Source organism: Pseudomonas sp. SIMBA_041 (genome assembly GCF_046535095.1).
Taxonomy (GTDB): domain Bacteria; phylum Pseudomonadota; class Gammaproteobacteria; order Pseudomonadales; family Pseudomonadaceae; genus Aquipseudomonas; species Aquipseudomonas mucoides.
The window spans coordinates 439,563-454,192 of the sequence record NZ_JAWRXJ010000002.1; the positions used below are offsets into that span (position 1 = coordinate 439,563).

12 protein-coding genes are annotated in these 14,630 nt (G+C 59.7%); 5 read left to right on the forward strand and 7 right to left on the reverse strand.

What is annotated here, in order from left to right; all coding sequences use genetic code 11:
* Positions 1-39: 39 nt before the first annotated feature.
* Positions 40-1,386 carry an MFS transporter gene (locus SB725_RS05740; RefSeq protein ID WP_027925616.1) on the reverse strand — a complete coding sequence of 449 codons (1,347 nt, stop codon included), beginning with the start codon at positions 1,384-1,386 and terminating at the stop codon, positions 40-42.
* Positions 1,387-1,528: 142 nt separating this feature from the next.
* Positions 1,529-2,371, reverse strand: coding sequence for a pca regulon transcriptional regulator PcaR (gene pcaR, locus SB725_RS05745; protein ID WP_027925617.1), 843 nt, complete (start codon positions 2,369-2,371; stop codon positions 1,529-1,531).
* Between the two features lie 674 nt (positions 2,372-3,045).
* Between pcaR and SB725_RS05750 the strand changes: the two genes are divergently transcribed.
* Together SB725_RS05750 and SB725_RS05755 are read left to right on the forward strand one after the other, a co-directional pair.
* The gene (locus SB725_RS05750) at positions 3,046-3,246 is read left to right on the forward strand and encodes a hypothetical protein (RefSeq protein WP_007935837.1); all 201 of its coding nucleotides are present in this window, start codon (positions 3,046-3,048) and stop codon (positions 3,244-3,246) included.
* A 377-nt stretch (positions 3,247-3,623) separates the two neighbouring features.
* Complete coding sequence (locus SB725_RS05755) at positions 3,624-5,099, forward strand: inorganic phosphate transporter (RefSeq protein WP_027925618.1); 1,476 nt, start codon at positions 3,624-3,626, stop codon at positions 5,097-5,099.
* A gap of 181 nt (positions 5,100-5,280) precedes the next feature.
* Here SB725_RS05755 and ccoM read toward each other — a convergent pair whose 3' ends face one another.
* The 3 genes from ccoM to SB725_RS05770 form a co-directional block, all read right to left on the reverse strand.
* Positions 5,281-5,394 carry a cytochrome c oxidase subunit CcoM gene (gene ccoM, locus SB725_RS05760; RefSeq protein WP_027925619.1) on the reverse strand — a complete coding sequence of 38 codons (114 nt, stop codon included), beginning with the start codon at positions 5,392-5,394 and terminating at the stop codon, positions 5,281-5,283.
* A 144-nt stretch (positions 5,395-5,538) separates the two neighbouring features.
* Positions 5,539-5,700 (reverse strand): hypothetical protein, encoded by a 162-nt coding sequence (locus tag SB725_RS05765; RefSeq protein ID WP_007935839.1) that lies wholly within the window; start codon positions 5,698-5,700, stop codon positions 5,539-5,541.
* Positions 5,701-5,759: 59 nt separating this feature from the next.
* Positions 5,760-6,101, reverse strand: coding sequence for a hypothetical protein (locus SB725_RS05770; protein WP_027925620.1), 342 nt, complete (start codon positions 6,099-6,101; stop codon positions 5,760-5,762).
* Positions 6,102-6,319: 218 nt separating this feature from the next.
* On the opposite strand from SB725_RS05770, the gene rapA reads away from it, so the two are divergent.
* Positions 6,320-9,166 (forward strand): RNA polymerase-associated protein RapA, encoded by a 2,847-nt coding sequence (gene rapA / locus SB725_RS05775; protein WP_027925621.1) that lies wholly within the window; start codon positions 6,320-6,322, stop codon positions 9,164-9,166.
* A 92-nt stretch (positions 9,167-9,258) separates the two neighbouring features.
* On the opposite strand, the gene SB725_RS05780 is transcribed toward rapA, so the two are convergent.
* Complete coding sequence (locus tag SB725_RS05780; RefSeq protein WP_059181507.1) at positions 9,259-10,608, reverse strand: spinster family MFS transporter; 1,350 nt, start codon at positions 10,606-10,608, stop codon at positions 9,259-9,261.
* Positions 10,609-10,897: 289 nt separating this feature from the next.
* Here SB725_RS05780 and SB725_RS05785 point away from each other — a divergent pair, with 289 nt between their 5' ends.
* The gene (locus tag SB725_RS05785) at positions 10,898-11,263 is read left to right on the forward strand and encodes a YkgJ family cysteine cluster protein (RefSeq protein ID WP_027925623.1); all 366 of its coding nucleotides are present in this window, start codon (positions 10,898-10,900) and stop codon (positions 11,261-11,263) included.
* A gap of 148 nt (positions 11,264-11,411) precedes the next feature.
* Positions 11,412-13,694 carry a putative bifunctional diguanylate cyclase/phosphodiesterase gene (locus SB725_RS05790; RefSeq protein ID WP_410921420.1) on the forward strand — a complete coding sequence of 761 codons (2,283 nt, stop codon included), beginning with the start codon at positions 11,412-11,414 and terminating at the stop codon, positions 13,692-13,694.
* Here the strand turns inward: SB725_RS05790 and SB725_RS05795 are convergent.
* Positions 13,585-14,481 (reverse strand): NAD(P)-dependent oxidoreductase, encoded by an 897-nt coding sequence (locus SB725_RS05795; protein WP_081744011.1) that lies wholly within the window; start codon positions 14,479-14,481, stop codon positions 13,585-13,587. The two genes, SB725_RS05790 and SB725_RS05795, sit on opposite strands and share 110 nt — an antisense overlap.
* Positions 14,482-14,630: the final 149 nt, after the last annotated feature.

The window sequence follows — 14,630 nt, forward strand, 5'->3', positions numbered from 1 at the left end:
AGAGGCCATCAGAGCCGCTGAAGATTCCAGATCAGGCGATCAAGTCGCATCCGCATGACTGACCATGCCCTTGATCACCACCGCCGTAGTCGCCAACGCTGCCGGAATCACCAGCGCCGTCAGCACTTGCTCAAAATTCCAGCCCAGCCCGAGCAACGTCGCGCCCATCCAAGCCCCGAGAATCGCGCCAAACCGGCCAATCCCGAGCATCCATGACACCCCGGTCGCCCGCCCTTGTGTCGGATAAAACCGCGCCGCCAGGGAAGGCATCGCCGATTGCGCACCGTTGACGCACATGCCCGCCACCAGCACTAACGTCGCCAACAGCGTGATGTTGCCCAGGCTCTGGCCTACCGCGTAGGCAAACACCCCGGCCAGCAGGTAGAAAATGCCGATGACCTTGTGCGGATTGAACCGGTCCATCGCCCAGCCCACGCCCACCGCGCTCAGCACCCCGCCAAACTGGAACAGGGCGCCAATGAACGCGGCCTGCTCCATGCTCGCGCCGCTGTCACGCATCAGTGTCGGCAGCCAACTGGTCAGCAGGTACACGATCACCAGGCCCATGAAATAGGTCAGCCACAGCAGCAAGGTGCCGGTGCTGTAGGTGCCGGAGAAGATCACCGCGAACACGTTGCGCGCCTTCACGGTTTTCTGTTCCGGCACGCTGAAGCTTGAAGCCTGGGCGACGATGGTCGGGTCGATGGGCGCCAGGGTCTTGCGCACTTTGTCGGTGCCACGGTTACGGACCACGAGGTAGCGCGCCGACTCCGGCAGCCACAACAGCAGGACGACCGAGAGGATCAGCGGCAGAATCCCGCCGATCAGCAGCAAACTGTGCCAACCAAACGCCGGGATCAGCTTGGCCGAGATAAACCCGCCACCGGCCATGCCGAGGTTGAAGCCGCAGAACATGCTGGTCACCAGCAGGGACTTCTTGCGCTCCGGGGTGTATTCCGACAGCAGGGTGGTGGCGTTCGGCATGCCGGCACCAAGACCCAGGCCGGTGAGGAAACGCAGCACCAGCAATTGATCGACATTGGTGCTGTAGGCCGACGCCAGGCTGAACGCGCCAAACAACAACACCGCCCCTACCAGCACGACTTTGCGCCCGAAGCGGTCAGCCAACGGGCCGGAACCCAGCGCGCCGAAGACCATGCCGATCAACGCGGCACTCATCACAGGGCCGAGACTGGCGCGGTCAATCCCCCAATCCTGCGACAACGCAGGCGCGATAAAGCCCATGGCCGCGGTGTCGAGGCCATCAAGGAAAACAATCAGGAAACACAGGATCACCACTCGCCACTGATAGCGCGAAATGGGTTGAGCATTGATGAAGGACTGCACATCGAGGCAGTGACCTACAGCAGACTGGGGCTGGTTCATTATTTTTATTCCACGCAAGAACGCAGTCGGACAGGTGCCAGCCTGAGCTGGCGCTGCCGCGACAGTAATGATCCAAGGGAAAGAGCGTCAATTCGATAAACGCGAGTCTGTGCGTTTATCGAACAGCTTAGATAGAAGAGGCTTAGGCGAAGAGCTGTGCGCTGAGGTCGCGACTGGCGCTGAGCAGTCCGGGCAGGAAGCGTTGTTCCAGTTCGTTGCGACTGACACGGCCAGCGTGGGTGCTGACGTTCAAGGCGGCCACCACCTGACCGGATGCGTCATACACCGGCACAGCAATCGAACGCAGCCCCTGTTCCAGCTCCTGATCGACGATGCACCAACCTTGTTGCCGCACCTCTTGCAGGCATTCGAGCAACGCCTCGGGTGTATGCAGGGTACGGCTGGTCTTGGCTTGCAACTCTGCGTGATCGAGATATTCGCGCAGCGAGGTATCGTCCAGTGCGGCGAGCAGAATCCGGCCCATTGACGTGCAATAGGCCGGAAGGCGACCGCCGACTGAAAGGTCGACCGAAATCAGCCGCTGTGTGGTCGCCGAGCGCGCGATGTACAAAATGTCATCGCCTTCCAGCGTGGCCATGTTGCAGGCTTCGTGCAGTTGCTCGCTCATGCGGTCCAGGTACGGCTGGGCTGATACCGCCAGTGGCGTCGAAGACAAATAAGCATGACCCAGGGTCAACACCTTGGGCAGCAGCGAATAGGTACGACCGTCGGTGGTGGCGTAACCAAGTTTGATCAGGGTGTGCAGGCAACGGCGCACGGCGGCGCGGGGAATTTCCGTGCGGTGACTGATCTGGGCAATGGTCAGGTGGCGCTTGCGCTCTTGAAACGCTTGCACCACCGCCAGGCCACGCGCCAGGGACGTCATGAAATCAGGGTCGCCGGTCAGGGCCTGGATTCGCTTCGCGGGTGAGGCGACGATCGGCGGCGCCACTGAAGTGAAAGAGTTGCGCATTTGATCATTCATGACAGGTCCTTTCCGAGGCGGATCAGCGGCTATTACACGCGGCCCCTGCTTCTGCACACAAGTCCGGGACCGCCAAGATTGGGCGATTATCGGACGGCAGGCCGATAATCGCAATCGATGCCACGCAAGGCCTGATGCGACTCACGTCATTAACTGCCCGTTTTATTTTTTGTCTGGTCCACTTCTTAAAGGTCGATGTAAGCGGTTTAAGTTGTTCGCCTTAATGGCGCCAGAAAGACATCGCTGCACAATGACATCATCGGCCTCCTAGTTGCCGTTAACACTTGTCAGTAACAAAACAATCACACATGACGAACTACTTTTAACGCCTCGGTGATAGTGTTCTTCGAATCGACCGCTATAATGCAATCCAGTGGCGAAGCGGTTTTTTATCCACCGACTCTGTCACCCGGCAGCGCGATGTCCCATTGTCGTTGCCCGCAGCAAGCGCCTGACGCTCATTTCATATGCTCCGCCAATGCGCTCGCTGAAACAGGAACCTGATGCTACGTCAGCTGTTTTTCTCTGGTGTCGTGGCCGCCTGCAACATGGAAGTATTGTTCACATGCCGTCAAAAGGTTGCCTTCCCGGGCATTACCCTTTTATGAGCGTGGTCAATCGACTCGATGCAGCGCGTTTCACCGGAAATTATCCCAACTCATACAGGTAGCACTGTGACGAAAGACGAACTGCGCGCGGAACTTGAGCGCCAGGAACAACGTTACAAGGAAGTTTACGGCGGGGAAGTCACCACCTACGCCGCCCAGCCCGAACCGGAACGTAAACCCTGGCGTAAACGCGCCACCGTTCAGGACCAGGCGTTCACCCAAGAACTGCAGAAGATGGAAAAGGAACTCAAAGCCGAAGAGCCTTGACCGACTCGGCCCGAATTCTTTCAGGGGTCTGCGTCTGCTCCCGCTAAAAGCGGGTGGCATCGATCAAGCCTTTCGTGCCCGCTACAAGCGGGCAGCGGCCTCCTCACCCCTCGGATGAGGCAAATGGCTCGTTTCTGACCCTCTTCTCAGATATTTCACACAAGCGTTCAAGCCTCTCGACTCCACGAGCGAAACCCTTGTTCCTGTTGATTTCTCCTTTTAATTCAATAGCTTGTAAAACCCGGTAAAACGCTGGGAGATTGGCGTCCCTCGCCAATTATTTCGTTGAAGAATGTTACCGATGAGCAGCAAGTGCATTGATTAGCAGTCTTTTCTGGCATAATCGCGCCCCCTTACGACCGGGTCAGAAAACCTTCATGATCGATTTATTCAGCGGACTGGATGCTTGGGTGCTTGTGAGCCTCTTGCTCGCCCTGGCCTTTGTCCTCGCCTTCGAGTTCATCAACGGCTTTCATGACACCGCAAACGCGGTGGCCACTGTTATCTACACCAAAGCCATGCCGCCCCATCTGGCGGTGTTCTTTTCCGGGGTGTTCAACTTCCTCGGCGTGCTGCTGGGCGGTGTTGGCGTGGCGTATGCCATCGTCCACCTGCTGCCGGTAGAACTGCTGATCAATGTGAACACCGGTCACGGACTGGCCATGGTGTTCTCGCTGCTTGCTGCCGCCATCACCTGGAACCTGGGCACCTGGTACTTCGGTATCCCGGCCTCCAGCTCCCACACCCTGATCGGTTCGATCCTCGGTGTCGGCCTGGCCAACGCGTTGATCAACGATATTCCGTTGGCCGATGGCGTGAACTGGCAGAAGGCGATCGACATCGGTGCCTCCCTGGTGTTCTCGCCAATGGCCGGCTTCCTCGTCGCGGCACTGGTGTTGATCGGCCTTAAATGGTGGCGTCCACTGTCGAAGATGCACAAGACACCGGACCAGCGCCGCAAGCTCGATGACAAGAAGCACCCACCGTTCTGGAACCGTCTGGTCCTGGTGATCTCGGCCATGGCCGTGAGCTTCGTGCACGGCTCCAACGATGGTCAGAAAGGTATCGGCCTGATCATGCTCGTGCTGATCGGTATCGTGCCGGCGCAGTTCGTACTCGACCTGGGCAGCACGACGTACCAGATCGAACGGACCCGCGATGCGACCCTGCACCTGAGCCAGTTCTATAAGCGCAATGCCGACACCCTGGGTGAATACCTGGCGCTGGGCAAAAGCATAGAAGGTGATCTGCCGGAGAAATTCCGTTGCAACCCGCAACAGACCGAACCGACCATTACCGCCCTGCTCGGCACCCTTAAAGGTGTGTCGGACTACCACTCGTTGTCGTCGGACAGCCGCATCGAAGTGCGTCGCTACCTGCTCTGCCTGGATGACACGGCGAAGAAAGTCGGCAAGTTGCCTGGCCTCAATGCCCGTGAAAAGGCCGACCTGGACAAACTGCGCAAAGACCTGACCACCACCACCGAATACGCGCCGTTCTGGGTGATTCTGGCGGTGGCCCTGGCACTGGGCCTGGGCACCATGGTGGGCTGGAAACGCGTGGTACTGACCATCGGCGAGAAGATCGGCAAGCAAGGCATGACCTACGCCCAAGGCATGTCGGCGCAGATCACCACCGCGTGCATGATCGGCCTGGCGAACATCTTCAGCCTGCCGGTCTCCACCACCCACGTGCTGTCCTCGGGCGTGGCCGGCACCATGGTCGCGAACAAAAGCGGCCTGCAAGGTGGCACGGTGAAAACCATCCTGCTGGCCTGGGTCCTGACCCTGCCTGCGACGGTGGGCCTGTCGGCCGGCCTGTTCTGGCTGGCGTCGAAGGCACTGGGTAGCTGATACATCGCCGAGCAATGAAAAAGCCCGACCATTGAGTCGGGCTTTTTGTGGGCGCAATTTCTAATTCAGGGGGAGATCACTCCTACAAGGGTTTTGTATTGCCAGGTCTAAATTGCAGGCAAAAAAAAGGGCAACCGAAGTTGCCCAAAATGCCTTGCGTGCTCATTACATCCGGAAAGAACTACGGTTTACGCTTGTGCGAATCCTTCCAGATAAAAAATCCAAACCCTGCGAAAAACATGACCATGAGGCTGACAGTCAGCACTCCGGCGATCACCACGTTGTCGAAAAACATGACTGGCCTCCTGGGCTTGCCCTGTTGCGATAGGGCTAAGTTAACCAAACAGGCAGAAGAAAAAATTGACCTGGATCAATGTCGCCCGAGACCGGGCGTAAAGGCGGGGTAATAACTGACCTGCATCAACAGATGCAGGGGGTTTCAACGCTTTTTCGGTTTGTTCTTCGGTTTTTTCTTGGCTTTGCCCAAAGGCATTGCCTGCTCAAACGCCTGTCGAACTTCATTCAGACGTTTTTCATTAAGGTCGTGAACCCGCTTGGCGCGTTCAGAGTTGAGATCAATCAGCTTATCGTCTTGGCTCATGGTGCTCAGTGCATCGTTTGACGGGTATATCGCAATAATGCGGTCTGACCCGCCACAACTCAAATCTGAATATCGACCCACAAGCCCTGACGCGGCTGATCCTCCATCAACGGGGCCACCGGCACGGTGTTGTCGGCATTCAGTTCGTCACCGGGAATGGCCAGGTGCTCCTCGGGGTCTTCATCGGCCTCGCGGCGGCGACGCTCGCGCTCCAGCTTGCGGCGTTGTTCCTCGCGCAGTTGAAAAGCCGCTTCCTCGGGATCGCGCTGCTGCAGGTCGATCGTGCTTTCGTTCGAGCTTTCCTGCACCGGCACCACTGGCGGAATATCCGGGCGCTGACGGATCGGGTCGTGCTGTGAGGTGATTGGCACGGCACTCAAGGGGAGCATCGGTAGCAGCATAATTTTTAGTCTCCTGTCAGCAGGCTGTCGGCTGCGGGGATGGCGACTTGAGCCATCGGTCGCAAACTGTGACCCGTTTGGCACTCATCAGTGCCCTGACCGGCAAGCACGACTTCATTGGGCTAACGTAAGACTGCGAGTTTTTATGAGAGTCCTTTGGCCCTGAGGGCCTCCTTCCGTTAAGATAGCCCGCTTTTTCAAGGTGGGAGTCAGGCAGCATGGCGCAGCAGTATCAACCGGGGCAACGCTGGATCAGTGACAGCGAAGCCGAGCTGGGTTTAGGCACCGTTCTGGCACAGGACGGCCGCTTGTTGACCGTGCTCTACCCGGCCACTGGCGAGACTCGCCAGTACGCGCTACGGAATGCGCCCCTCACCCGCGTGCGGTTTTCGCCCGGTGACTCGATCACTCACTTCGAAGGCTGGAAGCTGACGGTCCAGGAAGTCGACGACGTCGATGGCCTGCTGGTCTACCACGGTCTCAACGCGCAGAACGAAAGCGTCACGCTGCCAGAAACCCAGCTGTCGAACTTCATTCAGTTCCGTCTGGCCAGCGACCGTCTGTTCGCCGGGCAGATCGACCCGCTGGCCTGGTTTTCCCTGCGTTACAACACCCTGGAACATACCAGCCGCCAATTGCAGTCCGCGCTGTGGGGCCTCGGTGGCGTGCGCGCACAACCGATCGCGCACCAGTTGCACATCGCCCGCGAAGTCGCCGACCGCATTGCGCCGCGCGTTCTGCTGGCGGACGAAGTAGGCCTGGGTAAAACCATCGAAGCCGGTCTGGTAATCCATCGCCAACTGCTCTCGGGCCGCGCCAACCGTGTGCTGATCCTGGTTCCCGAGAACCTGCAGCACCAGTGGCTGGTCGAGATGCGCCGCCGCTTCAACCTGCAAGTCGCATTGTTCGACGAAGAACGCTTCATCGAAAGCGATGCCACCAACCCCTTCGAAGACACCCAGCTCGCACTGGTTGCACTGGAGTGGCTGGTCGAAGACGAAAAGGCCCAGGACGCGCTGTTTGCCGCCGGTTGGGACCTGATGGTCGTCGACGAAGCCCACCACCTGGTGTGGCATGAAGACAAGGCCAGCGCGGAATACACCTTGGTCGAACAACTCGCCGAGACCATTCCCGGCGTGCTGCTGCTGACCGCGACCCCGGAACAACTGGGCCAGGACAGCCACTTCGCCCGTCTGCGCCTGCTCGACCCGAACCGTTTCCATGACCTGGCCGCCTTCCGCGCCGAGAGCGAAAACTATCGCCCGGTGGCCGAAGCCGTTCAGGAGCTGCTGGACAAAGGGCGCCTGTCGCCTGAAGCGCACAAGACCATTCACGGTTTCCTCGGCAACGAAGGCGAAGCCCTGCTGACCGCCGTGAACGATGGCGACACCGAAGCCAGCGCGCGCCTCGTGCGTGAACTGCTGGATCGCCATGGCACCGGCCGCGTGCTGTTCCGAAACACCCGCGCCGCCGTGCAGGGTTTCCCGGAGCGTAAACTGCACCCGTACCCGCTGCCGTGCCCGGATGAATACCTCGAACTGCCGCTGGGCGATCACGCCGAGCTGTACCCGGAAGTCAGCTTCCAGGCCCAGCCAGACGCCAACGAAGAAGAACGCTGGTGGAAATTCGACCCGCGCGTCGAGTGGCTGATCGACACCCTGAAGATGCTCAAGCGCACCAAAGTGCTGGTGATCTGCGCCCACGCCGAAACCGCCATGGACCTGGAAGACGCCCTGCGCGTGCGTTCCGGCATCCCGGCCACGGTGTTCCACGAAGGCATGAACATTCTCGAGCGTGACCGCGCCGCCGCCTACTTCGCCGACGAAGAGTTCGGTGCACAAGTGCTGATTTGCTCGGAAATCGGCAGTGAAGGTCGCAACTTCCAGTTCTCGCACCACCTGGTGCTGTTCGATCTGCCGGCACACCCGGACCTGCTGGAGCAGCGTATCGGGCGTCTGGACCGGATCGGCCAGAAGCACATCATCGAGCTGCACGTGCCGTACCTGGAAACCAGCCCGCAAGAGCGTCTGTTCCAGTGGTACCACGAAGCGCTGAACGCATTCCTCAATACGTGCCCGACCGGCAACGCCTTGCAGCATCAGTTCGGCCCGCGCCTACTGCCGCTGCTGGAAGAGGCCGACGACGGCGAGTGGCAAGCGCTGATCGACGAAGCCCGCACCGAGCGTGAGCGTCTGGAAGCCGACTTGCACACCGGCCGTGACCGCTTGCTGGAGCTCAACTCCGGCGGCGCGGGCGAAGGCGATGCGCTGGTCGAAGACATTCTTGAGCAGGACGATCAGTTCACCCTGCCGATCTACATGGAAACCCTGTTCGACGCCTTCGGCATCGACAGCGAAGACCATTCGGAAAACGCCCTGATCCTCAAGCCGAGCGAAAAAATGCTCGACGCCAGCTTCCCGCTGGGCGACGACGAAGGCGTGACCATCACTTACGACCGCAACCAGGCGCTGTCTCGCGAAGACATGCAGTTCATCACCTGGGAACACCCGATGGTGCAGGGCGGCATGGACCTGGTCCTGTCCGGCTCGATGGGCAATACCGCCGTCGCGCTGATCAAGAACAAGGCGCTCAAGCCTGGCACCGTGTTGCTGGAACTGCTCTACGTCAGCGAAGTGGTTGCCCCGCGCTCGCTGCAACTGGGCCGTTACCTGCCGCCGGCCGCGCTGCGCTGCCTGCTCGATGCCAACGGCAACGACCTGTCGGCCCGTGTGTCGTTCGAGACCTTGAACGATCAGCTGGAAAGCGTACCGCGTGCCAGCGCCAACAAATTCATCCAGGCCCAGCGCGATCAGCTGACGCCACGGATCAATGCTGGCGAAGAGAAGATTCTGCCGCGTCACGCCGAGCGTGTGGCCGAGGCGCAGCGTCGCCTGGCGGCGGATACCGATGAAGAACTGGCGCGCCTGACCGCGTTGCAAGCCGTGAACCCGACCGTGCGCGACAGCGAACTGATTGCCCTGCGCAAACAGCGCGAGCAAGGGTTGGCCATGCTTGAAAAGGCTGCGTTGCGACTGGAAGCGATTCGGGTGTTGGTGGCGGGTTAAGTCCCCTGCTCTACCCGGCTAAATAAAAAAGGCCCGCAGTGATGCGGGCCTTTTTTTGTCTGCTGATCGTTCCCACGCGTGGGAACGATCATTTATGCAGTCGCCACAGAAACCCCAGGCTCAACCACCGCCCCCAACCCTGCCTTCATCCGTTTCGCATCCCGCACAAAACACCGCGAAGCCATAAACAAAAAGACCATGGTGAAGAACAACGCCACCGGAATCAGGTACATCGCGTCATGCAAACCGACGGCCTTGAACGCCTCGGTCATCTGCTCGGCACCGGCCGCCAGCATCGCCGTGTGCGCAAAGTGATCGGACAAACCGCCCACTACCACCGGCCCCAATCCACCGCCCAGCAAATACAACCCGGCAAAGAACAGTGCCATCGCCGTGGCCCGCAATCGTGGCTCGACCACGTCCTGAATCGCGGTGTAGACGCAGGTGTAGAAGTTGTAGGCAAACAACCAGCCCACACTGAAGACCGCGACAAACACGCCGATCTCGATGCGCCCGGCGTGCAGTGCCCACCCCGTACACACGGTCGAAATAATCAAACTGAACGCGGCAAACAACAGCCGCCCGTTGGCCACTCGCTGGTGAATCTTGTCAGCGACCCAGCCGCCGAGCGTCAGGCCGAACAAACCGGTCACGCCGACGATCACCCCCGTGGCCACTGCGGCTTCCTGCAACGGCATCAGGAAATAGCGCTGCAGCATCGGCACCAGGAATGAATTGCAGGCGTAGGTCGCGAAGTTGAAGCACAGTCCCGCCATCACCAGCCACAGGAACGTCGGCACCGCCAGCACCCGGCGGATCGGCCGGTCGACGCGCTCCTGCGACACCTGCACGGTTTCTGCTGCGCCGCGCTTTGGCTCTTTAATGAAGAACATGAAAATCGCCAGGATCAGCCCCGGCACGGCCGCGATAAAGAACGGCGCGCGCCAACTGTCGAACGCCTTGACCATCGCGCCGATGGTAAAGAACGCCAGCAACAACCCCAGCGGCAGACCCAGCATGAAAATGCCCATCGCCCGCGCCCGGCGGTGCGCCGGGAACAGGTCACCGATCAATGAGTTGGCAGCCGGTGCGTAACTGGCTTCACCGATGCCGATGCCCATGCGCACGATCAGGAAACTCCAGAAGCTGCCCACCAGTCCGTTGACCGCGGTCAGCCCGCTCCAGACCGCCAGGCCCCAACCCATCAGCTTGCGGCGTGACCCGGTATCGGCCATCCGCCCCAACGGCAGGCCGGCAATCGCGTAAACCAGGGTGAAAGCGGTGCCGACGATCCCCAACTGAAAGTCGCTGAGGTGCCACTCCATGCGGATCGGTTCGATGATGATGGCGGGAATGGTGCGATCGAAGAAGTTGAACAGGTTGGCCAGGAACAACAGGAACAGAATGCGCCAGGCATTCGCCGCTTGGGTCGAGTTCTGCATGGTCCGTCTCTTTTATTGTTATTGGGGCCTCACTGTCCCCGGAACCGCCAATCTAGACAGGCCCACCCACGCTGTCTGTCATTATTGACAAGGCTGATATCAGGCCATGGATTCACGCAGGCGCGCTGACCGCCAGGCCCAGGATTCACGGGGATCCGGCCGCTATTTTCACGGTACCGTCCGTCGCTGAAAAATACCTTTCATACCCCCTTCCAAAGCCCGTTGCGAAGCCTAGAATAGCGCCCCTGTCCGCTCCCCTGCGTACCCCCTCCTGCGTAGATCATCGACCATGTCCGAAGTCAGTCCGTGTCTGAATTGCGGTGCCTGCTGTTCCCATTTCCGTGTGTCTTTTTTCTGGGGCGAATGCGCCTCGTCCGGGGGAACGGTGCCGGATGAGCTGGTCGCGTCGATCAGTCCCAGTCGCGTGGCGATGCTCGGCACCGACTGCAAACCCACCCGCTGCATCAGCCTGGAGGGGACCGTCGGCAGCGAGGTCAAATGCTCGATTTACAACGAGCGTTCCAGCACCTGCCGGGAATTTGAGGCGTCTTGGGAAAATGGCGAGGCGAACGTGGATTGCGACGCGGCCCGGGCAGCATTCGGCCTTCCAGCCCTGCAACCGGCGTACGAAATCCCCTTTGAACAAAGCGCCTGAGGCTTAGCACCAAACGCGATTAGGTTGATGCCAAAATCATATGGAACCATTTTGACATCATCCCTTGCACTCCAGACACGGCCTCTATACTCGATGACATTCGCTGGCGTTCATTGCGCCGGCCGGGATGACAACGACGGGGCGTGCTATGGAGTGGCTTGGTCTGCATTTCATTACCGAGCTGACAGCGAGCGGGCAATTCATACTCAATTGCACGCATGACCCTTTTCTGGTGCTGCTGGCTTATGTCGTGGCGTGTGCTGGCTGCTTTGCCACGCTGGATATGGCAGAGCGTGTGGCGCATGCGGAAAGTCCGGCTTCGCAAAGGCTTTGGCGCTGGGTCGGCAGTGGGTGCCTGGCAGGCGGAATCTGGGCCATGCACTTTATCGGCATGCTCGCGTTCCAGGCACCTGTCGACATTCACTACCAACTCCCCGTCACCCTGATTTCACTGGCAATCGCCCTGTGCGCGGCCTGGCTGGTGATGCACACCCTCAGCTTCCCCGACCTGAATGTCCGGCATTGCCTCAAGGCCTCGGTGTGGGTCGGTCTGGGGATTACCGCCATGCATTACGTGGGCATGGCGTCGATGCAATCGAGTGCCACGGTCTACTACCAGCCGGCATTGTTTGCCTTGTCCATCGCCATCGCGATTGGCGCCAGCCTCGCGGCACTGCTGCTGTCGCGCTATTTGCGTGACGGCACCGGGATGTTTCACCAACTGCTCAAGTACAGCGCCAGCCTCCTCCTCGGGGCCGGCATCCTGAGCATGTATTTCACCGGGATGGCCGCCTTCAATCTGGTGATACCCAGCAGTAGCGTCCTGGCGCCGGTCAGCGAACACAGCCACCTGCAACTGGCGCTGACGGTGGCGGTCATTACGCTGCTGATCATCGGCAGCAGCATCAGCGCGGCACTGGCGGACAAAAAACTGCAACACAAGGAGCGTGATCTGCAGCGGGTCAACTCGCTGCTCAGCCAACTGGATCAGGCGCGCCTGTCGCTGCAGCAAGTGGCGCATTACGACGCCTTGACCAACCTGATCAACCGTCGTGGCTTCAATCAGATATTCGCCGAGAAACTGATCGAGAAGACCAACGAAGGGGGCATGCTGGCGGTGATGTTCCTCGACATCGACCACTTCAAGCGCATCAACGACAGCCTTGGCCATGACGCTGGCGATGAATTGCTCAAAGTGCTGGCCGGCCATATCAAAAGCTCGGTGCGCAGCCACAAAGATGTCGTGGCCCGATTTGGCGGGGACGAGTTCTGCATCCTCATCGGCCTCAATGATCCCGAAGAAGCGCAGCACATGGCCCAGCGTATCATGCTGAAAATGAAGGAGCCCATCGAGCTCTCCGGGCGCAACATGGTCATGACCACCAGCATCGGCATCAGCCTGTTCCCGCAAGACGGCAAGACCTGTGAAGAACTGTTGAAAAACGCCGACCTGGCGCTGTACCAGTCCAAGGACGCAGGTCGCAACGGCCTGAATTTTTTCAGCTCCAACCTCAAGACCCGCGCCACGATGGAGCTGCAACTCGAAGAAGAACTGCGGCACGCCCTGCGTAAAGACAATGAATTGATGCTGTATTACCAGCCGATCTTCGACCTGAAAACCGGCCAGGTCAGTAAGCTCGAAGCACTGGTTCGCTGGCAACACCCGGTTCATGGCTTGCTGGCGCCTGATCGGTTTATTGCCATTGCCGAGGCCAATGGCCTGATCCATGAGCTCGACAACTGGGTGCTGCGCAAAGCCTGCGAAGACCTGGGTGAATTGTCCCGGCACGGTTGCGAGGAACTGAAGATCGCGGTCAATTGCTCACCGCTGAACCTTGCGCGTGAAGAGCTGGCCGACGAAATCGAACTCGCGCTGCACGCCTCCGGGGTCGCGCCGCAACGGCTGGAGCTGGAAGTCACCGAAAATGCGCTGATGGGCAACCTCGCCAACACGCTGGTGCTGCTACGGCAGATTCGTGCCCTCGGGGTCTCCTTGTCGATCGATGACTTCGGCACCGGTTATTCGTCCCTGGCCTACCTCAAGCGCCTTCCGCTGAACACGCTGAAGATCGACCGCTCGTTTATCCAGGACATTCCCAAAGCCACACAGGACATGGAAATCGTCCAGGCCATCATCGTCATGGCCCACAGCCTGCATTTGCAGGTGGTCACCGAAGGAGTCGAAACCTTCGAGCAGTACGATTTTCTCGAACGCCTGGGCTGCGATTTCGTTCAGGGCTACCTGCTCAGTCGCCCAGTGCCACTGGCTGAGTTGCGTCCGGTGTTGAACGAAATCAACCAGCGCAAGCATTCGTTCAACGTCACACCTCTGAGCCAGGCTCGCGGTACATCTGCACTAACGTCGATGGATCTTTTTCCAGGAATCCCTGGCTCCCATGCAGGCGCATCAGTTGCGCAGCCAATCCGCTGAGGGGGGTCGCCGAACCCTGTTCGCGGGAAAACTTCACGGCGGTGTCGAGATCTTTGAGCAGCGTGCGCACATGCCATTTCACCGGTTCAAATTGGCTCTCGGCCATTTGCGGGGCGAGGATCTGCAACGGTTTTGAATCGGCAAAACCACCGGCCAGTGCCTCGGCGATCAACCGGGCGTCAACCCCGGAAGACTCGGCCAACGCCACCACTTCGGCGATCACCAGCGCATTGCACGCCACGATCATCTGATTGCACGCCTTGGTCACCTGCCCGGCCCCGACGCCGCCCATGTGGGTGACACGCTGGCCCAGAGTCAGCAATAGCGGACGTACTCGCTGCAGATCCACCGCTTCGCCACCCACCATGATCGCCAGGCTGCCGGCCTCGGCGCCGACCACACCACCGGACACCGGCGCATCCAGCCAACTCATTCCGGTGCTGTCGAGCAGCTGTTTGGCCATTTCTCGTGTAGCGCTGGGTTCCAGGCTGGAAAAATCCACCAGCAACTGAGCGCTTTTTGCCCCCGAGGCCACCCCGACCGGACCAAACACCACCTCACGCACCACCGCGGTGTCCGCCAGGCACAGCAGGATGATGTCGGCGTGCTGGCACAGTTCGGCGGGGGTTGCCACTTGTCGGGCACCGGCCTCCACCAACGGCGCGCACTTGCCCGGGTTACGGTTCCACACGGTCAACGGATAGCCCGCAGCCAGCAGGCGCCGGCACATGGGCAGCCCCATCAGACCAATACCGGCGAACCCCAACGAAGGTAGCGTTGACATCATTTAGCCTCCTTTTGATTAAAGATCGCCGAATATTGGCCGATCCATCATGACTAAGGAAAGGATTCCACCCACTGATGCTCAGGCGAGTCCCTGAGACTTTGGCCAAATACGCGCATAAAAAAGACGCGAGATCCCATTCCGTGAAGGTT